The organism is Halovibrio sp. HP20-59 (genome assembly GCF_033052795.2).
Taxonomy (GTDB): Bacteria; Pseudomonadota; Gammaproteobacteria; order Pseudomonadales; family Halomonadaceae; genus Vreelandella.
Genome location: NZ_JAWJUW020000011.1, coordinates 1 through 22,806 on the forward strand (window position 1 = coordinate 1; position 22,806 = coordinate 22,806).

Annotated in this window: 21 protein-coding genes and 1 rRNA gene; 4 read left to right on the plus strand and 18 right to left on the minus strand. The window is 52.8% G+C overall.

Going from position 1 to position 22,806, the window contains the following annotated elements; genetic code table 11:
* The 4 genes from RZA33_RS12895 to RZA33_RS12910 form a co-directional block, all read right to left on the minus strand.
* Window positions 1-76: ribosomal RNA gene (locus RZA33_RS12895) — 16S ribosomal RNA — on the minus strand; the annotation flags it as partial.
* Window positions 77-626: 550 nt separating this feature from the next.
* Window positions 627-2,432: an acyl-CoA dehydrogenase C-terminal domain-containing protein gene (locus RZA33_RS12900; protein WP_317508127.1), complete on the minus strand. Its 1,806-nt coding sequence runs from the start codon at window positions 2,430-2,432 to the stop codon at window positions 627-629.
* A 191-nt stretch (window positions 2,433-2,623) separates the two neighbouring features.
* Window positions 2,624-3,391: an SDR family NAD(P)-dependent oxidoreductase gene (locus tag RZA33_RS12905; protein WP_317508236.1), complete on the minus strand. Its 768-nt coding sequence runs from the start codon at window positions 3,389-3,391 to the stop codon at window positions 2,624-2,626.
* A gap of 87 nt (window positions 3,392-3,478) precedes the next feature.
* Window positions 3,479-4,057 carry a TetR/AcrR family transcriptional regulator gene (locus tag RZA33_RS12910; protein WP_317508128.1) on the minus strand — a complete coding sequence of 193 codons (579 nt, stop codon included), beginning with the start codon at window positions 4,055-4,057 and terminating at the stop codon, window positions 3,479-3,481.
* Between the two features lie 117 nt (window positions 4,058-4,174).
* On the opposite strand from RZA33_RS12910, the gene RZA33_RS12915 reads away from it, so the two are divergent.
* Complete coding sequence (locus RZA33_RS12915) at window positions 4,175-5,362, plus strand: acetyl-CoA C-acyltransferase (protein WP_317508129.1); 1,188 nt, start codon at window positions 4,175-4,177, stop codon at window positions 5,360-5,362.
* Between the two features lie 82 nt (window positions 5,363-5,444).
* On the opposite strand, the gene RZA33_RS12920 is transcribed toward RZA33_RS12915, so the two are convergent.
* Both RZA33_RS12920 and RZA33_RS12925 read right to left on the minus strand, forming a co-directional pair.
* A complete protein-coding gene (locus tag RZA33_RS12920; protein WP_317508130.1) occupies window positions 5,445-7,130 on the minus strand; it encodes a methyl-accepting chemotaxis protein in 1,686 nt (561 codons plus the stop codon).
* Window positions 7,131-7,154: 24 nt separating this feature from the next.
* Window positions 7,155-7,568 (minus strand): arsenate reductase ArsC, encoded by a 414-nt coding sequence (locus RZA33_RS12925; protein WP_317508131.1) that lies wholly within the window; start codon window positions 7,566-7,568, stop codon window positions 7,155-7,157.
* A 196-nt stretch (window positions 7,569-7,764) separates the two neighbouring features.
* Here RZA33_RS12925 and arsH point away from each other — a divergent pair, with 196 nt between their 5' ends.
* The 3 genes from arsH to RZA33_RS12940 all read left to right on the plus strand — a co-directional run bounded on the left by arsH (window position 7,765) and on the right by RZA33_RS12940 (window position 9,893).
* The gene (arsH, locus tag RZA33_RS12930) at window positions 7,765-8,457 is read left to right on the plus strand and encodes an arsenical resistance protein ArsH (RefSeq protein ID WP_317508237.1); all 693 of its coding nucleotides are present in this window, start codon (window positions 7,765-7,767) and stop codon (window positions 8,455-8,457) included.
* A 13-nt stretch (window positions 8,458-8,470) separates the two neighbouring features.
* On the plus strand, window positions 8,471-9,550 hold the full coding sequence (gene arsB, locus RZA33_RS12935) for an ACR3 family arsenite efflux transporter (protein WP_317508132.1): 1,080 nt from the start codon (window positions 8,471-8,473) through the stop codon (window positions 9,548-9,550).
* 67 nt (window positions 9,551-9,617) lie between these two features.
* Window positions 9,618-9,893: a CC/Se motif family (seleno)protein gene (locus tag RZA33_RS12940; RefSeq protein WP_317508134.1), complete on the plus strand. Its 276-nt coding sequence runs from the start codon at window positions 9,618-9,620 to the stop codon at window positions 9,891-9,893.
* On the opposite strand, the gene arsJ is transcribed toward RZA33_RS12940, so the two are convergent.
* From arsJ to RZA33_RS13000, 12 genes are all read right to left on the minus strand, one after another.
* Window positions 9,890-11,101, minus strand: coding sequence for an organoarsenical effux MFS transporter ArsJ (arsJ, locus tag RZA33_RS12945; protein WP_416337868.1), 1,212 nt, complete (start codon window positions 11,099-11,101; stop codon window positions 9,890-9,892). The two genes, RZA33_RS12940 and arsJ, sit on opposite strands and share 4 nt — an antisense overlap.
* Window positions 11,102-11,105: 4 nt before the next feature.
* On the minus strand, window positions 11,106-12,152 hold the full coding sequence (locus RZA33_RS12950) for an ArsJ-associated glyceraldehyde-3-phosphate dehydrogenase (RefSeq protein ID WP_317508136.1): 1,047 nt from the start codon (window positions 12,150-12,152) through the stop codon (window positions 11,106-11,108).
* Window positions 12,153-12,288: 136 nt separating this feature from the next.
* Window positions 12,289-13,128 (minus strand): phosphate ABC transporter ATP-binding protein PstB, encoded by an 840-nt coding sequence (gene pstB / locus RZA33_RS12955; protein WP_317508137.1) that lies wholly within the window; start codon window positions 13,126-13,128, stop codon window positions 12,289-12,291.
* Window positions 13,129-13,154: 26 nt separating this feature from the next.
* Window positions 13,155-14,321 (minus strand): phosphate ABC transporter permease PstA, encoded by a 1,167-nt coding sequence (gene pstA / locus RZA33_RS12960; RefSeq protein ID WP_317508138.1) that lies wholly within the window; start codon window positions 14,319-14,321, stop codon window positions 13,155-13,157.
* 18 nt (window positions 14,322-14,339) lie between these two features.
* Window positions 14,340-15,590, minus strand: a complete 1,251-nt coding sequence (gene pstC, locus RZA33_RS12965) for a phosphate ABC transporter permease subunit PstC (RefSeq protein ID WP_317508139.1) — start codon at window positions 15,588-15,590, stop codon at window positions 14,340-14,342.
* A 99-nt stretch (window positions 15,591-15,689) separates the two neighbouring features.
* On the minus strand, window positions 15,690-16,703 hold the full coding sequence (locus RZA33_RS12970) for a substrate-binding domain-containing protein (protein ID WP_317508140.1): 1,014 nt from the start codon (window positions 16,701-16,703) through the stop codon (window positions 15,690-15,692).
* A 176-nt stretch (window positions 16,704-16,879) separates the two neighbouring features.
* On the minus strand, window positions 16,880-17,611 hold the full coding sequence (locus RZA33_RS12975; protein WP_317508141.1) for a sulfite exporter TauE/SafE family protein: 732 nt from the start codon (window positions 17,609-17,611) through the stop codon (window positions 16,880-16,882).
* On the minus strand, window positions 17,604-18,791 hold the full coding sequence (locus RZA33_RS12980) for a multidrug effflux MFS transporter (RefSeq protein WP_317508142.1): 1,188 nt from the start codon (window positions 18,789-18,791) through the stop codon (window positions 17,604-17,606). The genes RZA33_RS12975 and RZA33_RS12980 overlap by 8 nt, the downstream gene beginning before the upstream one ends.
* A 188-nt stretch (window positions 18,792-18,979) precedes the next feature.
* Window positions 18,980-19,498 carry an STAS domain-containing protein gene (locus RZA33_RS12985; RefSeq protein ID WP_317508143.1) on the minus strand — a complete coding sequence of 173 codons (519 nt, stop codon included), beginning with the start codon at window positions 19,496-19,498 and terminating at the stop codon, window positions 18,980-18,982.
* On the minus strand, window positions 19,488-20,681 hold the full coding sequence (locus tag RZA33_RS12990; protein ID WP_317508238.1) for a PP2C family protein-serine/threonine phosphatase: 1,194 nt from the start codon (window positions 20,679-20,681) through the stop codon (window positions 19,488-19,490). Before RZA33_RS12990 ends, RZA33_RS12985 begins: the two co-directional genes overlap by 11 nt.
* An 8-nt stretch (window positions 20,682-20,689) precedes the next feature.
* Entirely contained in the window at window positions 20,690-21,523 is an 834-nt protein-coding gene (locus RZA33_RS12995; protein ID WP_317508144.1) for a VacJ family lipoprotein, read from the minus strand.
* A 31-nt stretch (window positions 21,524-21,554) separates the two neighbouring features.
* Window positions 21,555-22,676: a beta-ketoacyl-ACP synthase III gene (locus RZA33_RS13000; protein ID WP_317508145.1), complete on the minus strand. Its 1,122-nt coding sequence runs from the start codon at window positions 22,674-22,676 to the stop codon at window positions 21,555-21,557.
* Window positions 22,677-22,806 lie beyond the last annotated feature (130 nt).

Here is a 22,806-nt window from a genome sequence, read left to right on the forward strand (position 1 = left end):
CCTGCTACCGCTCGACTTGCATGTGTTAGGCCTGCCGCCAGCGTTCAATCTGAGCCATGATCAAACTCTTCAGTTTACAATCATTGTGATCCTTACTCGTTGCCCGAAGACAACAAAAGCGAATCAAACTTGGCTCAAGGTTCAAACGAATTCATTCAAAACAGATATCAAAGACGTATCTTCAACACCTTATTGCTTGAGTCGCTTGCCTTGATATTTGGTGATTTGTCACCAACATCAGCAAGCGCCCACATGAATTACCTGATCAAATTGTTAAAGAGCTGTTTCGCTGTGCTTAACTGGCTAGCCGTTGAACTGGCTTGCCGCAGCGAGGAAGACGTATTCTACGCATTTCCTGGTGGTTGTCAAGGGCGTTGTTTTCGATGCAAACCTGACCACATCTAAAACCGCTAACTCGTTGACAAACCGAAGCTTTTACACTTCATTCACCGCTGGTAACGCTAGGCGTCCCCGGCAGCGGATGCGTACTTTAAGGCCTGACTAATAAGATAGCAAGTAAAAGAAGTTATTGCGTATAAAAAAGCGGCAGAAGGCTACCCTTCTGCCGCAAACCACCGATCAGAACGCCTGACCAGAGAGTGCTCTTTTCACATTTTAGCCGTTAATTAAATTTCAAATCCCAGACCAAAATCTTCGCTGGAGATGGCCATCAGGCTTGCAGCACCTGCTTGTATCATCTGTGCGTGAGCCTTGGTACGCGGCAATAGACGCTGGTAATAAAAGCGGGCAGTATTCAATTTAGCAACGTAGAAGGCCTTATCGTCGCCCTCAAGAGAGGCAGACGCCTGCTTGGCCGCACGTGCAAATAGGTACGCCAGGGTGACGTAGCCTGAGTACATAAGGTAATCAACACTCGCCGCACCTACTTCCTCGCGGTCTTGCATTGCCTTCATACCCACGCCCATAGTCAGTTCGCCCCACTCTGCATTGAGTTTGGTCAGCGGACCGACAAACTCTTTGAGCGCCGGGTTGTCGGCTTCAGCTTTACAGAACTTATGGATTTCTTTGGTGAATACCTTCAGCGATTCACCCTGACTCATGAGCACTTTACGGCCCAGCAGATCAAGCGCCTGGATACCGGTAGTACCTTCATACAAGCGGGTAATACGCGCATCGCGTACCAATTGCTCCATGCCCCACTCTTTAATGAAGCCATGTCCGCCATAGATCTGTACGCCCTCGTTAGTGCTTTCAAAACCAACTTCGGTCAAGAAAGCTTTAACAATAGGCGTTAGCAAGCCAAGCAGGGTTTCAGCATGATCTCGCTCTTCACCCGGTTCAGCATGCTCCACCACGTCAAGCATTTGCGCCGTATAAAGCACCAGCATACGCCCACCTTCGGCGAAGGCTTTCTGAGTAAGTAGCATGCGGCGAACATCGGGGTGGACGATTATCGGGTCAGCGGCCTTTTCAGGCGCCTGCTTGCCCGATAAGCCACGCATCTGTAGGCGATCGCGAGCATAGCTCAAGGAATTCTGAAAACTGGCTTCAATCAAACCCAGCCCTTGAATACCCACTCCGAGACGCGCCGCGTTCATCATGGTGAACATGCACGCCAGCCCTTTATTGGGCGGCCCTACTAAGTAGCCTGTGGCATCGTCGAAGTTCATCACGCAGGTGGCATTACCATGAATGCCCATTTTGTGCTCAAGCGAACCACAGGTAACACCATTGCGCTCACCCACATTACCTTGGTCATCGGGCAAGAACTTAGGCACTACAAATAGCGAAATGCCTTTAGAGCCTTCCGGCGCGCCGGGCAGTTTTGCCAATACCAAATGGACGATATTTTCAGCCAGATTATGCTCGCCGGCTGAGATAAAGATTTTGGTGCCGGTAATCGCATAGGCGTCGCCGTCAGCGGGCACCGCCCGTGTCTTGATCAATCCGAGGTCAGTACCACAATGTGACTCAGTTAGGCACATTGTGCCCGTCCATACCCCTTCAACCAGCTTGGTGAGGTATGTCGCTTGCTGCTCATCGGTACCATGGTGGCGCAGCGCATCCGCCGCACCATGGGAGAGCCCTGGGTACATACCCCACGCCAAATTAGTCGCGCAGATCATTTCCGATAGCAGCATCGCCAATGACGGTGGCAACCCTTGTCCACCATGCTTAGGATCGGCGGCTAGGCTCGGCCAACCGCCTTCCACGTATTGCTGGTAGGCCTCTTTGAAACCGTTAGGCGCTTTGACCTCACCCCCTTCCAGTAGACAGCCCTCTTCATCGCCACTCTGATTGATCGGTAGCAGTACCTCGCGGGCGAAACGTGCCCCCTCTTCTAAAATAGCGCTGACAACATCGGGCGACGCATCATCACCGCTTGGCAGGCGCGCGTAGTGAGCGGGGTAGTCAAGCATTTCGTCCATCACGAAACGCATATCACGAATAGGGGCCTGATAGCTGGGCATCGCACTTCTCCTGAAAGGGGGGGATTGAAAGCCAAGCAATTTATATTGGCAAAAGAGCTTTCAAACACGTGTTTGAAAATTAGCGCGAGCGCATCTCAGAGTCAAGCAGGCGTTTGAATTTAGTCTAACAACATACTAGAACTTTGGTCGACCAACAGCCGACGAGTCGTTTTTTAACGCTTTGGCAGCACTTACTGCATGCGAATGCCGCCATCCAATCGGATGACCTCGCCGTTAAGCATAGGATTAGCAATAATCTGCTCGACTAATTGGGCAAACTCATCTGGCTTACCTAACCGCTTGGGAAATGGCACTGCCGCCGCTAGCGCCTGTGCAGCCTCGTCGGGAATTTCGCTCATCATCGGTGTTTCGAACACACCGGGGGCAATAGCCATTACCCGGATAGCATGCCGCGATAGCTCACGCGCCGCGGGCAGGCTCATGCCCACTACCCCCGCTTTAGAGGCACTGTAAGCACACTGCCCCACCTGCCCGTCAAAAGCGGCAATGGACGCGGTATTAATGATTACCCCGCGCTCACCACTCTCATTAGGGGAGTTTTTAGCCATCGCGGCAGCTGCTAAGCGCATTACATTAAAAGTGCCGACCAGGTTGATATTGATCGTTTTCGTATAGCTTTCTAGATCAGCTGGGTTGCCTTCTCGATCCACCAGCTTGGCCACGCTAACCACCCCCGCGCAGTGAACCACGCCGGAAAGCCCACGTTCGCCCCCCAACTCCACCGCCGAATCTACGGCCTGCTGCATCTGTTCGGCTGAAGTAATATCTGCCAGAAAGGCGCGGGCGCTTGCACCCAACTGCTGAGCGTGGGCTTTTACACTGTCATTTAAATCACACAAGACCACCTTTGCCCCAGCGGCCACTAAACGCGCTGCCGTTGCCGCCCCCAACCCAGAGGCGGCACCGGTAATTAGCAATGTACTGTCTTTTACTTGCATCACGGTATTTCCTGTTGTCATTATTTATTTGCTCGCCTTGTCACCTCAGGCGCTAGGCTTTGGTTGGCAGCATGTACACAGAAGAGATCAAGCCGGCGAGGGCATGATCATCGCCACAAATTCATCCGCAAGATCGTCAGGAGAGCGAGGTCCATTGGGGTCGTACCAGCGAACCGTCCAGTTCAGCGCACCCAATACGAAGCGCGAGACCAGAAAACGGTCGCCGTGGATTAGGTTAGCTTCCAACGCATCGTCAATAACGGCGACCCACAGCGCCTCGTAGGCATCGCGTAAGTGGCTCAAATGAGCACTCGCGGCGGCGTCAAGTCGCCGCCACTCAAACAGCGCCACCACATGAGCATTACGGTCGGTAAACAGAGTTTCGAGGTGAGCACGCGCCATCGTGCGTAAGCGTACTTCAGGCTCTGCGGCACACTCGTTAAGTGCTTTACGGGCAATCGTCAAGGCGTTGAGGGTTCCCTCTTCGATTACCGCAGCAAGGATTTCCTGCTTATCTTTAAAGTGATGAAACAAGCTGCCGGACTTAATGCCCATTTCCTGCGCCAGCATCCGCACCGTAGTGCGATCAAAGCCCTCTTGGACGAATAGCTGAGCGGCAAGACGCGTCAATTCCTTGCGGCGAGGGGATGCATTTATTACATTCATGTCATTTACACTAGCGCTTGCTTGGTTACTCAGGAGAAAACCACAGCACCGACAATGGGTCAACGTATCAACAGCGTTTCAGTCTGATAATCACAATAAACCTGAAGGAGATTCACCATGAGCCACCCCTCCGATGTCGTCTTTCTTGCTGCTAAACGTACGCCAATGGGCGGTATGATGGGCAGCCTTGCAAGCATGACGGCCCCCCAACTTAGCGCCGCCGCTATCAAAGCGGCGATTGAAGAAGCCGGCATTGATCCTGCTGCGATCACCGAAGGTATTTTAGGCTGTGTGCTGCCCGCAGGCGTTAAGCAGGGGCCAGCGCGTCAGGCAATGCGCCAGGCGGGTATTCCTGACGCCAATGGCGCCACCACTATTAACAAGCTGTGTGGTTCGGGTATGAAAGCCGCGATGCTTGCCCACGATATCATTAAGGCAGGCAGCGGCGACGTCCTGCTGGCGGGGGGGATGGAGTCGATGTCCAATGCCCCGCACGTGCTTACCCAAGCACGCGGAGGCTACCGATTAGGCCACGGTGAATTGAAAGACCACATGTTTCTTGATGGTTTGGAAGACGCCGAAACGGGCAAATTAATGGGCGTGTTTGCTCAGGATGTGGCGACTCAGCGCGGCTATACTCGCGAGCGGCTGGATGATTTTGCGATTGCCTCTCTTGAGCGCGCCATGGCCGCCACTAACGCTGGCCACTTACGCCCAGAGATGGCACCAGTAATGGTGACCTCTCGCCAGGGCGAGATTCTTGTCGAGCACGATGAGCAGCCCTTCCAAGCGAAACTCGACAAAATCCGTCAGCTGCGCCCTGCCTTCGCAAAAGACGGCACCATTACCGCTGCCAATGCCAGCTCTATTTCCGACGGCGCCTCGGCACTCATCTTGGCGAGTCAGCAAGCGGCGGATCAGCACGGCGTTAAACCATTAGCGCGTATGCTGGGTCACACAACACACTCGCGCCATCCGAGCGAATTTACCATTGCGCCGGTAGGCGCCATCGAAAAGCTAATGAAGAAACTCGATTGGAGCGTTAATGACGTTGATCTGTTCGAGATTAACGAAGCTTTTGCCGTGGTCACGTTAATGGCTATGGATGATTTGGGTCTTCCCCATGACAAGGTCAACATTTTTGGCGGCGCCTGCGCCCAAGGCCACCCGGTGGGCTCCACTGGTTCGCGTATCATCGCCACGCTTATTCATGCGCTGAGAACCAAAGGCGGTAAACGCGGCATCGCCAGCCTATGTATCGGCGGCGGTGAAGCAACGGCCGTGGCCGTTGAGCTAATCGACTAAGCAGCGCGATCTGCCAAACTCAAACGTCCTGACGTTATTACCGTATCAGGACGTTTGCCAAACGGCCCTTGCTAGGGAGCGGTCAGCAAAGAGGCTTTACGGCCATCCTGCTGGGGTGTGCTATGGCTGATTCATCTTGGCTGAGCTGTTCCCATTGGGGATATTGGGCGTGCCTGTCATCAGTGCGTGGCAAATCTGATCCAGCGGTTTCCTCCACCACGCTAAATTGGCCGGCGTACTCGCGCATCTGCAAGGCCTCTTCGGAAAGCCCTTCGGCACTTTGAGCAGCCAGATTCACTAGGCGCATGGTATCTTGGGTTGTCGTATCGATTTGTGCCACGGCAGCATTTACCTCTTCAATTCCACGCCTTTGCTCTTCGGAAGCCTGCGCTATTTGGGTCATCAAGGTGTCCACATTGCCGGCGGCCTGCATAATCCCTCGGGTATGCTCACCGGCCTGCTGCGACAGTTCGCTACCCTGCTGGACACTCTCGCGGGATGCACCGATACGAGCGCGAATGTCGCTGGCCGCACTGGCGCTGCGCGTAGCCAGCGCACGCACTTCATTTGCCACTACCGCAAACCCACGCCCATGCTCACCGGCTCGCGCTGCTTCGACTGACGCATTAAGCGCTAAAATATTGGTTTGAAAAGCGATACTTTCTATTATCTTGATGATGCTGTGAATCTCATCGGAGCGCTCATTGATCGCCTCCATGGTGGCGATTAGCTGCGCAATCACCTGATCGCCCTGCTGCGCTTTGTGTGCAACGTCCGCTGTGGACCGACTAATATGCGCGGCACTTTCCGCATTTTGATGAACCGTCGCGGTCAGCTGTTCCAAGCTCGCTGCCATTTGCTGCAATGCTGATACTTGAGTGTCGGTTTGGCCTGCCAAGAGTTGATTCTGCTCTGCCATCTCCTGACTATTGCTATACACCTGTTGGCTACTGGCATTCAGTCGGTTAACCGTCGTTGTTAACGACTGCTGCATATTGGCTAATTCGCTAAACAGTTGGCCTATCTCATTGGTCGAGTTGGCCATCACCGGAGCAGATAGATCACCTTTTGCAATGCGCTGGAAGTGCCCAGTGATCGTTTTCAATGGGCGAAGCACGTTTTTGCGCACTCCCCATACCACTACCGTCACGACCAGCAGCGCAGCGCCAAGGGCCGCAATCACACTCCAAAACAATAACGACGAGACCTGCTCAAAACGCGCTAAAAGCTCGTTACCTCGCTGATTTGAAACTTCAAAAAATGCCTCGGCACTGTCGATAAAGCGCTGACTGCTATCGTCGACGCGCGACTCACCCGAGAGAAAACCTGGCACATCACGTTCTTCAAGCATCATCATCTGAAGATTAAGGTTATTGTTAACGAATGATTGAAAGTCCGTCGCTAACTGATCAACAAGCGCCTGCTGACTTTGATCAAAATCACTGGCTGTAAATTGAGTGAAATTCTCAGACGCCGCATCAAGCAACCACTGGGCTTCTTCTATCAGAGGGTCAGGTCGATCAAACGACGGGGTACGAATTAACTCTGCCGCCCGGTTCATCTGAATACGTGCACGCAATAGCTGGGAGTAGGCGCTATCTAAGTTGCTAATTTGCGCCATATCCCTTTCATGAAATGACGTTAATGCCTCACGACCAAAATGGTTGGCGAACAGCCCCAGCGCGCCAATAATAAAGACCAAACCACTAAAAGCTACCAGTACCAGCGTCCAGCTCGCTTTGACGCTTAAGTTATTAATCCATTTCATCTCGACCCGCCCCTTTCAGTAAGTTTAATCAGACTTGTGGAGGGGCAGCCAGAGCTGCAGTCGCCGACGAATCTCTAATACAGCCTGCTCATAAGCATCAGGTTTGCCGATTAGGCGCGGGTCGCGTATGTCCCAGTAATACACCTCTTGCGCTTCACCTAACCACTCACGGCAGGTCTGTTGGGCCTTATCGCAAAGTATAATGACAAAATCGAAGGACTCGCTTTCAAACTCATCCAACGACTTACTGCGCAAGCCTTCTGTGGAAACCCCTTGTTTCTTCAGAACGTCTAGTGTCAATGCATGGGGCTCATCGGGCTCAGAACCGGCACTAAAGGCGTCAAAACGATCACCTGCCATATGACGAAGCAGTGCCTCCCCCATCAGAGACCTTGCAGAATTAGCATTGCAGAGAAACAACACACGGCGCTTCGGCATAAATAAACAGCCTCTTATGTAGTTAGTGGCTGCCACTCTACGCCGGGTTCATGACGGTTATATTGCAGAAAAACGGCTTCCCTGGAAGTATACGAAAAAACATATATCATGGGAGCATCAATCTGAAATGACTCAAACCGGGTAAACAGCAATGCCTCCTTTAAATGATTTTTCCGACCTGAATGATTAGCCCAACATAGACGTTGAACGCTTTGATCCGCCTAATAGCGAGCGGCTTGGCATCCCACAGCATGCTGAACACGCACCTAAAATATTGTTGTTATACGGCTCCCTGCGCAAACGCTCGTTCAGCCGTTTAGTCACTGAGGAAGCCGCACGCTTGCTAAGTGCCATGGGTGCAGAAACCAGGATCTTTGACCCCAGGGGGCTACCGCTACCTGACGCTGAAGAAGCTGACCACCCGAAGGTAGACGAGCTACGCACCTTAGCCCAGTGGTCCGAAGGCATGGTGTGGTGCTCACCCGAACGCCACGGCGCCATGACTGGCATTATGAAGGTGCAAATAGATTGGATCCCCCTTGCGCTGGGCGGTGTGCGCCCGACCCAAGGCAAAACACTGGCAGTCATGCAGGTATGCGGCGGCTCGCAGTCATTCAATACGGTCAATCAATTACGCATTTTGGGCCGCTGGATGCGCATGCTGACCATACCCAATCAATCCTCAGTGCCCAAAGCCTTTACGGAGTTTGACGATAACGGCCGAATGAAACCTTCGCCATTTTATGACCGAATCGTCGATGTCATGGAAGAGCTGGTGAAATTTACCCTGCTAGTGCGTGACCGCAGTGACGTGCTGACAGATCGTTATTCGGAGCGTAAAGAGAGCGCCGAAGAGCTTTCCAAACGTGTTAATCAACGCGCTATCTAATAAGGAGCTTCACATGTCAGCACTGCAAGAGAATGCATCGCCCTCCACCGCCGAAGGTATGGGCGTGTTTGAGCGCTATCTGTCGCTTTGGGTAGCCCTTGCCATTGTGGTGGGCATCTTAGTTGGACAATTTATACCAGCGATACCCGAAACACTTTCGCGCTTTGAAGTGGCGCAAGTGTCAATTCCAGTGGCGGTACTTATCTGGGCGATGATTTTCCCCATGATGGCGCAAATTGACTTCACTTCGCTGCTGGGCGTGCGTCGTCAGCCCAAAGGTTTGATCATCACAACCACAGTCAACTGGTTGATCAAACCTTTCACTATGTTCGCCATTGCCTGGCTATTTCTAACGGTGATCTTTCGGCCTTTTATTCCAGCAGAACTCGCCAGCCAATATTTAGCGGGAGCGATTCTGCTCGGCGCCGCACCATGTACGGCGATGGTGTTTGTATGGAGCTACCTAACCCGCGGTGATGCTGCCTATACCCTGGTGCAAGTGGCGCTCAACGACCTGATCATGCTGTTCGCTTTTGCCCCCATCGTGGTTTTCCTACTGGGCATTTCCAATATCCAGGTACCTTGGGACACCGTAGCCCTGTCGGTGGTGCTGTATATTGTGATTCCTCTGGCGGCAGGCTATACCACCCGACAAAGCTTGATTAAAAAGCGCGGCGCCGAGTGGTACGACAACGTGTTTATGAAGCGCGTTGGCCCGATCACCCCCATCGGCTTGATTATTACCCTGGTGCTTCTGTTTGCCTTCCAGGGCGAGGTCATCCTCAATAATCCGCTTCATATCGTATTGATCGCGATACCACTGATTATTCAAACGTTTCTGATCTTCTTTATCGCCTACGGCTGGGCCAAGGCGTGGAAATTACCGCACAATGTTGCCGCCCCAGGCGCAATGATCGGCGCCAGCAACTTCTTTGAACTAGCGGTCGCTGCGGCTATCGCGCTGTTTGGTTTACAGTCAGGTGCTGCGCTGGCCACGGTAGTGGGCGTATTGGTCGAGGTGCCGCTAATGCTGGCGCTTGTGCGCATTGCCAATAAAACCCGCCATCATTTTCCGGCCACTAGTTATCGTTAAATCTTGAACTAGGTCGCCATGCCTGCCACCCCCCATCGCACTTGCCTCACTAACTGCCGGGTAACCCATGAATAATGTGATCGATATAAGCAGCGACGCATTGGATTTCATCAAACAGCAAGGTGGCGTAGTAACCGTACGTTTATCACCAAGATATGGCTGCTGCGGGGGGAGTGCCAACGTTGCCGTTGCCGAGGCAACCTCGCCAGCGGACCCTTCGCTTTACCAACGCCATTGTGCTCAAGCGATTACCCTGTTCATTGAATCGGCGCTTGCCGATCAGGGGCTGTGCATTGACGTTGAAGGGTTTTGGAAATTACGCCACCTTTATGTGAGCGCTTAAGCCGTTGCTCTGGGCAACGCCAGGGCCATCAATGCACTGGAAGCCACTAAGGCTGCTGATACCCACAGGCATGCACTCAGCCCGTATGCCATGTACAGCCAGCCCGACAGTAGTGTGCCCACTAAACGCCCCATGGCATTGGCCATATAATAGAAACCGACATCCATGGAGACACCGTCAGCGCGGGCATAGTGAACAATCAAGTAGCTGTGCCAGCTGGAGTTAATCGCAAACAGCACGCCAAAGGCGAGTAGCCCGACGACTAACCAGCCTACCTGCGCCAGGGGCAGCATCGCCAACAGAATCGCCAGCACCGCCAGTGCCGCCGCCCAACCAGCAGTAAGCGCCCGCGCATCACCTTTGATCAGCCGGGTTAATTTTGGCGCCTGGGTTTGCACACCGCCATAGCCAATCACCCATACCGCCAGCAGTCCACCCACGGTCCAGTGTGTCCAGCCATGCTGGTCGTATAAGAACACCGGCAGTGCTACGACAAACCACACATCCCGCGCCGAAAACAGACAAAAACGCGCTGCGGAAAGCACGTTAATCGCGCGTGATTTTGAGAAGATTTCAGAGAACTTGGGCTTTATTTTTTGGCGGCCTAAATCGGCCTTAAGCCTTAGCAGTGAAAGCAGCAATACGCCGCCCAGCATCACCGCCATCACCAACACAGCGGCCTGGAAGCCAATCAATGTTAGTAGCAAACCGCCAACAAAAAAGCCCAGCCCCTTTAGCGCATTTTTAGAGCCGGTCAACATGGCTACCCAGCGGTAGAGCGCGCTATTGGCGTTAACACTCTCTTTGGGTACCAGCACCTTAACAGCGCTTTTAGCGCTCATTTTATTGAGGTCTTTGGCGATCCCCGACAGCGCCTGAGCGGCCATTACCCAAGCCACGGTCAACAGACTAGCAGGCACCATCAGCATGGCGAGGGCAATAATTTGCAGCCCAAGTCCCACATTCATGGTGCGGTTGAGCCCCAACCGCGCACCCAACCAGCCGCCTATTAAATTAGTCACCACGCCAAAGGCTTCGTAAAACAGAAACAGCATGGCAATTTCTAATGGCGAATAGCCCAACTGGTGAAAGTGCATGACCACCAGCATACGCAACGCGCCATCGGTAACGGTGAACGCCCAGTAGTTGCCGGTAATCAGCATGTATTGGCGCACCTCGAAAGGTAGCGCCTTTACCCGCGCAAGCATTGATTCAGCCACGAGCCACCTGCTCACCGCCTACCAGCCCACTACCTACCTTCAGGGCCAGCTCAGCGGTGCGGTTGGCATAGCCCCACTCGTTGTCATACCAGGCGTAGAGTTTTAGCTGGGTACCGTTGATCACCATGGTGGAGAGCGCATCAATAATCGAGCTGCGCGGATCGGTACGGTAATCAATCGACACCAGCGGGCGCTCTTCATAGCCTAGAATACCGGCAAGCTCGCCACCGGCGGCGGCTTTTAGCGCCTGATTAACCTCCTCGACGGTGACCTCGCGCTCAAGCTCAAACACCATATCGGTTATTGATGCATTTGCCAGCGGCACACGAATCGCATGGCCGTTCAGCTTGCCTTCCAGCTCAGGGAATATGGCAGTAATGGCCTTCGCCGAACCGGTAGTGGTCGGAATCAAACTCATGCCGCAAGCGCGGGCACGACGCAGGTCTTTATGCGGGGCATCCAGAATGGTTTGGGTATTGGTGATGTCGTGCACGGTAGTCATGGAACCGTGGCGGATACCAAACGTTTCCTGAATGACCTTGACCACCGGCGCCAGGCAGTTGGTGGTACAGCTGGCAGCCGTCACGATCTTGTGCTTAGCAGGGTCGTAAAGATGATCGTTTACTCCCATCACCACGTTGAGTACGCTATCTTCTTTCATGGGCGCACTGACCACTACACGACCAACGCCTTGATCAAGGTACGGCTGAAGCTGAGCGGTAGTTTTCATTACCCCCGAGCACTCAATAACGATATCGCAGTTCGACCAGTCGCTATCGGCAATGGTTTTATTGGCGCTAAAAGCGACAAATTTACTGTCGATAACAATAGCGTCATCGGTTGCTGATATGCCCTGCCCCGGCGACCAGTGACCATGCACCGAGTCAAACTCCAGCAGATGAGCAAAGGTTGGCGCATCGCCGCCGGGGTCATTGATATGGGCAAGTTCAACATCACCCGACGCAACATCATCCCAAAGACTGCGCATCGTCAAACGTCCGATACGGCCTAAACCGTTGATACCGATACGTACTTGCATAGCAATTTTCCTCCGCGAATAAATAACCTATCCTAGCGCTTAACGCCTTTATATATGATATTTCATATATAAAGGCTGAAAAAAATGCCCAATGGACAGGCCTGCTAATATGGCAGGCCTGTCGTTCAGACGATAATTAACCGTAACGACCGGAGATATAGTCCTCGGTTTTCTTTTTAGCCGGGGTTGAGAACATCACTTTAGTGTCGTTGTACTCGATAATTTCCCCAAGGTGGAAAAAAGCCGTGTAGTCCGCCACCCGCGCAGCCTGCTGCATATTGTGTGTGACGGTGATAATGGTGAACTCTTTTTTCAGCTTATCCATCAAGTCTTCGATGGTAGCGGTTGAAATAGGGTCGAGTGCTGAGGTTGGTTCATCCATCAAGATCACATCAGGCTGCACGGCAATAGCGCGGGCAATGCACAGCCGCTGCTGCTGACCACCCGATAACGAGGTGCCGGGCTCTTGCAGCTTATCTTTCACCTCATTCCACAGCCCCGCACTGCGCAGCGCCTTTTCTACCAACTCGTCCTGATCGGCTTTACGGCTGACTAAATCATGCATACGCGGCGCATAGGCAACATTTTCAAAGATCGATTTAGGGAATGGATTAGGCTTTTGAAATACCATGCCGACACGACGGCGCAGCGCTACTTCGTCCATTTTGGGTGCATTGACGTCGTGCCCATCCATTTCGACCAGACCTTCGGTACGTACGCTGGGAATCAGGTCGTTCATGCGATTCAAACAACGTAAAAACGTTGATTTACCGCACCCTGAAGGACCAATCAGCGCCGTCACGTTTTTCTGAAAAAGGTCGATATTAAGATTGTTCAAGGCTTGATTCTTGCCATACCACAAATTCAAATCACGAACCCGAATACTCAGGTCGTGGCACGCTGATTCATTTCGCGTGTAAGGCTGCCCAACCGCAGGCTCTTGCTGGTCATTCATTACAGGTGCTTGGCTATTCATGACAATGTCCTCTATAACGCACTGGCCTACCAGCGGCGCTCAAATTTCTTACGCATCACAACCGCAAAAGCGTTGAGTGAGATGAGTATGGTCAGTAGTACCAAAATACCGCCGGCGGTTTTCTCTACAAACGCCTGCTCAGGCTCACCCGCCCAGGTAAATATTTGCGCTGGCAGGACCGTTGCTGCCTCGGTAAATGAAGCACCGACATCGGGAATAAATGCCACCATGCCAACGATAATTAACGGCGCCGTTTCACCCATGGCTTGAGCAAGACCGATAATCGAGCCGGTCATAATACCCGGCATGGCTAACGGCAAAACGTGATCGCGCACTACTTGCCAACGTGAACAACCCACCCCAAAAGCGGCATGACGAATAGAGTCCGGGACGCTGCGTAAGGCGGTGCGCGTTGAGATAATGATGACCGGCAGAGTCATTAAAGCCAGCGTCATACCGCCCGCTAAGGGTGACGAACGCGGCACTCCAAAAAAGTTAATAAAAATTGCGAGGCCCAATAAACCAAATAAGATAGAAGGAATAGCCGCTAAGTTATTTATATTGATTTCAATCGCCTGAGTGAAGCGATTATCTGGGGCAAACTCTTCTAAATATAACGCTGTCATTACCCCGACCGGGAACGAGATCGCCAGCGTAACGATCATGGTCATAATGGTACCGATCACAGCCGATAGAAGACCCGCACTCTCAGCTATTTTTGAATCACCCGAGACAAAAAAGGTGGTGTTAAAACGAAGCTCCACCTGACCCGACTCTACGCGAGCATCAATAGCGGCTTGCTCCTCTTCGTCCAGACGGTTCCGATGCCCTTTAAGATATTGATCAACCTCACTATTAGCCAGCAACCATCTTTCCCTAGAAGTGCCGATTTTGTCTGGGTTGTTGCGAAGCTCAAGAGGAATACTACGTATCTCTGTGCGGCTTACCAGCGGCACTAGCTCCTCGGCAAGTGCCTTACGGGCATCAGTGGCAGCTTCTTCGGAGTAGTTAAGCTCGGTCAAAACATAGGCTTGCTGAAACGCAGGCAAGCCTTTATTGAGCATGTCCGCGAAAAACAACACTAGGAAAAGCCCAGCGAGACCTAACGATCCCATGGTTATCCATTTAAGCCGGGCAGATTTACGGTGACGCCGCTTGAGCTGCTGGCTGATTTCGTCAAAAGTATGTCTCATCGAAACAGTTCCTCGGCGTTACAGGTTATTCACGCGGTATTTTTCGCGAAAACGGCGGATCATCAGCACGGACACCAAATTAAGCATAAGCGTGACAGCGAACAGCACGAGTCCGAGCGCAAACGCTGATAACGTTTCCGCGCTTGCAAACTCTTGATCACCGGTAAGTGCAGCCACGATACGTACGGTGACGGTCGTCATATCTTCCAACGGATTAGCGGTAAGGTTAGGACGCATACCTGCGGCCATTACCACAATCATGGTTTCACCCAACGCACGCGACATGCCTAACAAAGAAGCAGAAATGATCCCTGGAAGTGCAGCAGGAATAACCACATCACGAATGGTTTCACCTTTGGTCATTCCTAGTGCTAGCGAGCCCTGGCGCATGCTGTCGGGTACAGAGTTGATAACATCGTCAGATAGCGATGAGATAAACGGAATAATCATAATCCCCATCACCACCCCTGGGGCGACCGCGTTGTTATAAGAAGCATCCAGGCCAAAAAAACCGGCAACATTCACAATAATCGGCGCCACGGTAATCGCAGCAAAAAAGCCATACACGACGGTAGGAATACCCGCCAACACTTCAAGTACCGGCTTTGCGACGGTACGTACATTGCGTGGCGCATACTCAGACATATATATTGCCGACAACAAGCCGACAGGCACTGCCACCAGCATGGCGATAGCGGTAATCATAAAGGTACCGGCGAACAGCGGCACCGAACCAAACTCAGCGCCACTACCATCACCACGGCCAGCCGAGGCTAAAAAGCTAGCCCCCGGATTCCACGTCGTGCCGGTAATAAATTCCCAGAAGCTGTGCATTTGGAAAAAACGCAGCGCCTCGGAAATAATCGAAAATAAAATGCCAAAGGTCGTGAAGATAGAAATCAACGCCGCCCCAGCCAGGATCATGCGGATCACCCGCTCGATAGCTTGACGAGCATGAAAATCGGGTTTTACCTGATTAAGGCTCACCGTCAGTCCGACTGCCGCCACGACCAAGCTGGCCGCTAGCAAGTACATGGTGGGGATATCAGCCCCCATTAGCAGCAGTGCAAATGCTCCCAGTGAACTTACCAGCACGGCTGGCCCAGCGGTAGAGAGCACGGTAAACCAAGCGTATTGATCGGGCTGGGCAAACATTGCCGTGCCCGCGCTGCGTAAACGAGTCGCTTTTAAACGGCCAGCAAAAAAAGCCAGCAGCCCCAGCAGCACTAACGCACCGCAAAAAATCAGAAGAAGCTGATTGGTCTGCATCGCATCTCTCTCACATCGTCACCGGTTAACAAACTGTTATCAACAATAAAGGGCCAACAGCTTACGCTGCTGGCCTTTTTCGTTTCTATATACGCCTGCTTACTGCAGAACTTCAACCGTCATCTGCGTGCGATCAGCCACAGCCTGACGCCACTCTTCGCGCTCTTCTTCCGGCAGAACGATCAAGCCGATATCGCGCAGGTAACCGTCATCGCCAATCATCATTTCGCTCATGAACATTTCAGCGTAGTCATACATCGGCGGCACTTCGTCAGCGTGTTGGTTCTTCACGTAGAACCACAGTGAGCGCGCTACCGGGTAATCACCCGCGCTAATAGCTTCTGGCTTAGGCTCAACGCCGCCAATGGTAGCAGCGTTTAGGGTATCGGTATTTTCTTCAAGGAAGGAGTAGCCGAAGATACCAAAGGCTTTAGTGTCTTCAGACAGACGCTGAACGATTAGGTTGTCATTTTCACCGGCATCGATATACACACCGTCAGAGCGGATCTCGGTATAGGCTTCATCACCGTAAGCACCCAACTCTTCAGAAGCCGTTTCCATTACCAGCTCTTCAAAAGCGTCACGAGTACCGGAGGTAGTCGGCGGCCCATAAATAGAGATTTCACGGTCTGGCAGCGAAGAGTCGATCTCGCTCCAATTGGTGTAAGGGTTTTCAACTAACTCGCCATCCACCGGCACCATGGCAGCTACTGCCATAAAAATCTGTTCAAGTGTCAGATCAAAAACATCGTTGCTGTTGGACTGACCAAGAACGATGCCGTCAGAACCGATTTTAGCCTCGGTGATGTCGGTCACACCGTTTTCTTCACAACGCTCAAACTCAGACACCTTCATACGGCGCGAAGCATTGGTGATATCCGGCGTCCCTTCGCCGACACCGTTACAGAACAGACGCAGCCCGCCGCCCGAACCCGTTGACTCGATGACAGGCGTTGGGTAATTAGTCGTTGCGCCAAACTCTTCGGTAACGTAGCTGGCAAACGGATAAACAGTACTGGAACCAACGATACGGATTTGATCACGGGCTTGTGCAACACCGGCAACGCTCATGACAGCAGCAGCGATAACGGTAGTTCTGAGAATACGGTTCATGCGAAATACTCCTGTTCGTGTAGGTATCTAGCCTTCGCAAGACACACATTGCACGGGTTCCATGACAACTTAATGACAGTGAACAACGCGGTCATATTTTTTCTCCGCCCCCACTGTCAAACTGGTTAGAGTCTCTTTAACACCGCAATTTTCAACGCACTCTCTCAGCACACTTTTCACCACAACAAACTCAGCGCGGCTAGCGTACATAGCGCCAACGAGGCACCTTGTAGCAGGCGTCTATCCAAGCGATGAGCAATAACATCGGCCAAAGCGTTACCGATCAATACCGAAGGCAGCAGGGTAAGCGCGACCTGAAAATGCCATAGCTGAATCTGGCCTGCGATGGCCAGAGTGATTAAGGTTAATATTGAGGTCAAAATGAAAAAGGCGGCTAAGTTGCCGCGAACTCGATCAACCGGCAAGCCGTGCATCAATAAAACAATGGGCGGGCCGCCGATGGCCACCACGGTACCGAAGATTCCCGAGAGCATCCCTGCGCCAAACACCGTGATCCGATTCACCGGCAGCTGAAAACGACACAGAGTAACGAGCACCGCAAACAGTACGATAAAGGCAATCAGTTTTTCCAATATCACCATCGGCGCGGCAAGTAGCAGCCAGATGCCCAGTGCATTGCCGGGCAGGCGACCGACTAGCGCCATGCCAATGGCATCCAAGCGTACTTCATGCCAGTAGTGACGCATCATCATCAGCGAAACAGTAAAGCCAAATAGCACCAGCACGACCGGCACTAATCGTGGCTCAAGCATCAATAGCAGTGGCGCGCCCACCACGGCCAGCCCGAAACCGGTCGCTCGTTGCACAAAAGCGCCCAGCATCAGTACGGCTGAACAACCTAGCCAAGTGCTCAATGGCAGGTCGATCCAGGTTAAAACGCTATCCATTCTTAACTGGCGCTTGGGTCAGCATGCGGACTCCAATGTTGCCCACCAGCGCCGCACCTAGCATGGTGAGTACCATGGGCCATAGGTGCTCAACCTCAAATAGCCCCACCATCACACCGGCAAGCGCTCCACAGCTAAACTGGATGCCACCTAACAGCGCTGTTGCGGTAGCGCTGATGTGGCCAAAGTGATCAAGCAGCGATGATATGGCGTTAGGCGTAATCAAACCAATCATGCCAGTAAACAGCATGATCAACGGCACCACGATAAATAGCGACGCCATATTCAGCGCGGTCACCAATACCAGGCTTAGCGCTGCGACCAGCTGTATAAAAAGGCCTAGCCGTAAGTTTTGCTGTGGAGTGCGCTTGCGGAGCAAGTGAATATTGACGCGATTGGAGAGCGCTATAACCAGCACATTGACACCAAATACAAGCGGGTAAGTGCTTGGTGACAAGCCAAAATAGTCTAGATACAGGAACGGTGACGCGGTCACAAATGCAAAGAGACCCGCAAACGACGATGCCACCGCACAGATATAGCCCATACCTTCACGGTGTTTAAGCACGCTGGCATAGTTGCGTATCACCTGACGCGGTGACGCTGCCGGTAGCGACATATCACGGGTTTCGGGCAGGCGCGTTCCCAACAGCCAGAGTAAAAAGCCCGCGTAGACGGCCAAGAACACAAAAATCAGCCACCAGCCGGCAATGTGTAGCAGCAAACTCCCCACGGCGGGCGCCACCAGCGGCGCAAGCATCATAATCATCGCCATGGTGGACATGACTTTGGCGGCTTCCCGGCCGCTAAAGCAGTCACGCACGATCGCCGCCGAGTTCACCACACAAGCACCACCCCCGAGCGCCTGCAAGAACCGCCACGCGAGTAGCGTGGGTAAACTATCTACCGTGGTGATGGCAAGGCTTGCGAGCATAAAAACCACTAGGCCACCCAACAGCACCGGCTTTCTGCCCATACGGTCTGATAATGGCCCGAAGCAAAGCTGGCCCAGCGCAAAACCAAACAAAAAGACACTGATGGATAGCTCAGTACGATGAATACTGGCACCGATGCTCTCGGCAAGAATACCCATGGCAGGCAAATAGGCGTCGATTGCAAAGGGAGCGAGCGCCGTGTTGGCGGCGACCAACAATGCGACCCGGCGTGGATTAAGGTCCATTGGACTCCTTGGGAGGCACTAAACGTGCACGCTGGAATAGATAGGCCGCTAATCATAGCCGATTTTATGGTGTTTGTCGGGGCAGGACGCTTTCGATATAGAGCGACCACAGACAGAAATAGCGTAAGACACACGCAGCTGAAATAGCCCTTGGTGAAGGCCAGGGGCTTATCAAGATAAGGGGGTTTTTAGTGCTGCGGGGGGGCGTCTTGCGACTCAAGCATTTCAACCAGTGGCTGAAACTGCTCACGGTTATGTTCGTTCATGTGCATTAAAATGCGGTGTGCTTCAAGGATTCGCTCGCGCAGCCCTTGTTCATCGGCGGGTTCTTCCGGCAGCTCTTCGAGTGCGTCGTTGAGTGTGCCCGTTTGCTGCAACGGCGCTTCCATGAGGGTAAAAAAGCGCGCAAACCCCATCACATCGAGCATTTTTCGAACATCGGGATTATCGACAATAATGGTCGGTGGCTGCTCCAGGCGATCTTTCACGGCCATAGCGACCTTGGCAAGAAAACCAAGCGCCGTGGAGTCCACGTTGGTCGCCTTGCGCAAGTCAATCAATACAGCACGTAGCCCCGGCGTCTCGGCGAGACGTTGGGCTTGGTTATCAAGCGTGGCGCACAGCGTCAAGCGCACATCACCACATAATTTTAATACAAAAACACCAGAATCGAACGCCGCTTTAATGCGGCCTTCTTCAATCAGCATGACCAAATCCGCTCACCATCATGATTGTTAGATCATCGGGTAAAGCATCGCGCTCTTGGTTGGCATCAAACTCAGCGTCTCCTTCGGAGAGGAGTGTATTTGTTTCAGCTAGCCGATCGCGCAACTGCTCAAGCGTGACACTTTCGCTTACTAATTGCTCAAGTTCCTTGAGCCGCGTGTCGAGCGTTTTACCCGGCAAGCATTCCAATACACCATCCGAACAGAGCCATAATCGAAATTCAGTCGGCAACGCACAGCTAAGTGAAGGATACTCTACATCGGGGAAAAGGCCTACCGGCATTCCCTCGCCTTCTAAGCGGCTTAGCTTTCCTTCTGCCGCTAATAGGGGCATCGGAAGCTGCGCGCCGAGCGAATAGTGAAGAGTATGCGCTTCATGGTCAATCACACCGACAAATAAAGTGGCATGTTTGCCGATATCGGTGCCCTGCAATTCACGGTTCATTGCCCACAACCAGTCAGCAGGCAGCAGTTCCGGCTGCTGACCATCCCACTCGCCCAACCAGCGGTTGCACAAATACTTGAGCAGTACAGTAACAAACGCTGACGAGGCGCCATGCCCGGATACATCAGCGAAATAAAAGGCGCTGTAACGCGCGTTATAACGCTGATAGTCGAGAAAATCGCCGGACAAATACAACGACGGGGCAAACACATAGTCGTAAGACACCCCGTTAATCACCTTGGGACGCAGCGGCAACAAGCGCCGCTGAATGTGGCCACCACTCTGCTGATCCATTCGCAATAGCGCTAGGTGCGTCTCCAAGCTTTCATTTAGCTCTGCCAGCCGCTCGTGATCACGCTCGCGTTCCAGCGCCAGATCATTAAGCTCGATAGCTTTGCGTATCATTCGTCGCAGCAGCTCGGCGTGACGCAGAGGATGAACAATATAGTCCACCAACCCGACATCGACCGCCTTGATCAGGTCGGCGTCTTGACGCGAGTCGCTAACCACCAGGGTCGGCAAGCGGCGCGTCAGTTGCGACCACCGCTGCCTGGGGACTGCTCGGGCATGGGCAACAATCAGCGCCGTATCGGCGGGCAGATTCTCGATGTCCTCACTCGCGAATACCCACATGCCATCGCAGGTAATTGCTTCTGCCAGCGCATCGCGCTCCCGCCCCGGCTCATCGATCACTGCGATTAACTGCTTAGAATGATCCATCATCAGCCTCAACCAGCGGAATCGCCGTCACCCGAGTCGCTATCATTACTGTCATCAACGTCGCTGTCGTCAAAATCACTGTCATCAAAATCAAAGTCATCCGCAGCAAACGGGTCAGCGCCCAATTCGCCATCGCTCACTTTAAACTGACGATTTTGTAAATAAGCGTCACGAATAAAACGGTAACGATCCCCGCTAATCAACTTTTCTCGATCGAGTAGGCCCGCACGAATATCAATCACATTGAGGGCGGTCAGGCTAATCCGAACGCTATCGTCCTCTACGTAAGTAACCGGATAGGCGGCCATATCAGCAGGTAAGCCGGTGGTATCCCGCAGTGTACTGGGGCCGAAGAAAGGTAGCACAAGGTAGCGCGAGTCATCCCAACCCCACACCGCTAACGTTTGACCAAAATCTTCCTCGTCCGCGGTCACTTCCATTAACGTGGCATAATCCAACAGCCCGCCGATACCTACCGTGGAATTGATCAAAAACCGTGAAGTCGCCAGACCTGCATTCGACGGTTTGCCCTGTAGTACGCTATTAATCGCTGTACGCAACTCGCCTAAATTGGAGAAAAAATTGCCGACACCGGTTTGCACGGGGTCAGGCGTAATCGTGCGGTATCCCTTTGCTACTGGCTTAAGCGCGTAGCGATCCAATACGTCATTAAACGCAAACACTTTGCGGTTAAACCCTTCCCAGGGGTCTTCCGGGTGCGCGTCTTGCGCAACTTGCGTGCTGGCACAACCAGCGGAGGCTAATAACGCCACCAGCAGAAGAGGCAAACCACCGGAGCGCAACCTAAGCGCTGACTTTTTTTTACTTAACCACTGCTGCATGACATTTCCTTTTTTTCGGTTCCGTTCCGCGTTACTGACGACACACCACGACACTGCCAGCACTGTAACCTGCCCCAAAAGAGCAAATCACACCAATATCCCCCTCGGCGAAAGCTTCGCGATGAAGGTGGAACGCAATGATGGAACCTGCAGAGCTGGTGTTAGCGTAACGGTCCAAAATAATCGGCGCCTGGGTCTCGCTGGGGTCATATCCAAGCACTTTACGAGCAATCAAGTCGTTCATATGGCGATTGGCTTGGTGTAGCCACATGCGTTTTAGATCGCTGCTGCTCAACGCCAAAGATGCTAAATGGTCGGTGATCAACTTAGCTACCATGGGGCATACTTCTTTAAAAACACGCCGCCCTTCTTGTACAAACAGCTTATCTAAGGCCAGCGGATCGCTATCGGTTACACGGTTTAGAAAACCAGCGTTGTTACGAATCGTATTAGAAAACTGAGTGACCAAGCGCGTGCCAAGAATTTCAAACCGCTCATCGGCAACCGCTACAGTGCTATTTTCCAATACCACAGCAGTACAAGCATCGCCGAAAATGAAGTGGCTGTCACGGTCTCTAAAATTGAGATGCGCCGAGCAAATCTCCGGATTAACCACTAATGCGCGCTTAACGCTGCCCGAGGCTATTGCGTTGGCCGCCATTTCTAACGCAAACGTGGCTGAGCTACAGGCCACATTCATATCAAACCCATAGCCGCTGGTGCCCAAAGCGTGCTGCACTTCTACCGCAACCGCGGGGTAGGCACGCTCTAAATTCGAGCAGGCAACAATGACCAACTCAATATCCGCAGCATCCACCTGAGCAGCGGCAAGCGCTTGGCGAGCCGCCGCCGTCGACATCTCGCACTGGATGGAGGGTTCATCGTTATTCCGTTGTGGCAGTTTAGGCCGCATGCGCTGTGGGTCAAGGATGCCCGACGCATCTAGCACGTAGCGGCTTTTAATACCCGAGGCTTTTTCGATAAATTCACTGCTTGAATAAGCCAGCGGCTCGCGCTCACCGCGCTCAATAGCTTCGGCGTGCAGCGCATTCTCAGCGTCTACCCAAGTGTTAAATGCCGCCACCAGGGCCGCATTTTCAATGGCGTGTTCCGGCGTGTAGAGCCCTGTACCGGTAATCACCACATGTGTCATGCCAATCTCCTTTAAGCGGCTTGCCGACGTTGCGCACCAACCCTCGCGCGGGGCTTACGGCGAACCCATAACGTTACTGTGTGCGTAAAGTGGCGGTTTTTCCAGCGGCTATTTGGCTAACCGCTGTTTT

Coding starts and splice junctions, on each gene's coding strand:
- RZA33_RS12900 (WP_317508127.1), bottom strand. CDS start 2,432: ATGCCCAGCTATCAGGCCCCTATTCGTGATATGCGTTTCGTGATGGAC.
- RZA33_RS12905 (WP_317508236.1), bottom strand. CDS start 3,391: ATGCAAGTAAAAGACAGTACATTGCTAATTACCGGTGCCGCCTCTGGG.
- RZA33_RS12910 (WP_317508128.1), bottom strand. CDS start 4,057: ATGAATGTAATAAATGCATCCCCTCGCCGCAAGGAATTGACGCGTCTT.
- RZA33_RS12915 (WP_317508129.1), top strand. CDS start 4,175: ATGAGCCACCCCTCCGATGTCGTCTTTCTTGCTGCTAAACGTACGCCA.
- RZA33_RS12920 (WP_317508130.1), bottom strand. CDS start 7,130: ATGAAATGGATTAATAACTTAAGCGTCAAAGCGAGCTGGACGCTGGTA.
- RZA33_RS12925 (WP_317508131.1), bottom strand. CDS start 7,568: ATGCCGAAGCGCCGTGTGTTGTTTCTCTGCAATGCTAATTCTGCAAGG.
- arsB (WP_317508132.1), top strand. CDS start 8,471: ATGTCAGCACTGCAAGAGAATGCATCGCCCTCCACCGCCGAAGGTATG.
- RZA33_RS12940 (WP_317508134.1), top strand. CDS start 9,618: ATGAATAATGTGATCGATATAAGCAGCGACGCATTGGATTTCATCAAA.
- arsJ (WP_416337868.1), bottom strand. CDS start 11,101: ATGCTTGCGCGGGTAAAGGCGCTACCTTTCGAGGTGCGCCAATACATG.
- RZA33_RS12950 (WP_317508136.1), bottom strand. CDS start 12,152: ATGCAAGTACGTATCGGTATCAACGGTTTAGGCCGTATCGGACGTTTG.
- pstB (WP_317508137.1), bottom strand. CDS start 13,128: ATGAATAGCCAAGCACCTGTAATGAATGACCAGCAAGAGCCTGCGGTT.
- pstA (WP_317508138.1), bottom strand. CDS start 14,321: ATGAGACATACTTTTGACGAAATCAGCCAGCAGCTCAAGCGGCGTCAC.
- pstC (WP_317508139.1), bottom strand. CDS start 15,590: ATGCAGACCAATCAGCTTCTTCTGATTTTTTGCGGTGCGTTAGTGCTG.
- RZA33_RS12970 (WP_317508140.1), bottom strand. CDS start 16,703: ATGAACCGTATTCTCAGAACTACCGTTATCGCTGCTGCTGTCATGAGC.
- RZA33_RS12975 (WP_317508141.1), bottom strand. CDS start 17,611: ATGGATAGCGTTTTAACCTGGATCGACCTGCCATTGAGCACTTGGCTA.
- RZA33_RS12980 (WP_317508142.1), bottom strand. CDS start 18,791: ATGGACCTTAATCCACGCCGGGTCGCATTGTTGGTCGCCGCCAACACG.
- RZA33_RS12985 (WP_317508143.1), bottom strand. CDS start 19,498: ATGCTGATTGAAGAAGGCCGCATTAAAGCGGCGTTCGATTCTGGTGTT.
- RZA33_RS12990 (WP_317508238.1), bottom strand. CDS start 20,681: ATGGATCATTCTAAGCAGTTAATCGCAGTGATCGATGAGCCGGGGCGG.
- RZA33_RS12995 (WP_317508144.1), bottom strand. CDS start 21,523: ATGCAGCAGTGGTTAAGTAAAAAAAAGTCAGCGCTTAGGTTGCGCTCC.
- RZA33_RS13000 (WP_317508145.1), bottom strand. CDS start 22,676: ATGACACATGTGGTGATTACCGGTACAGGGCTCTACACGCCGGAACAC.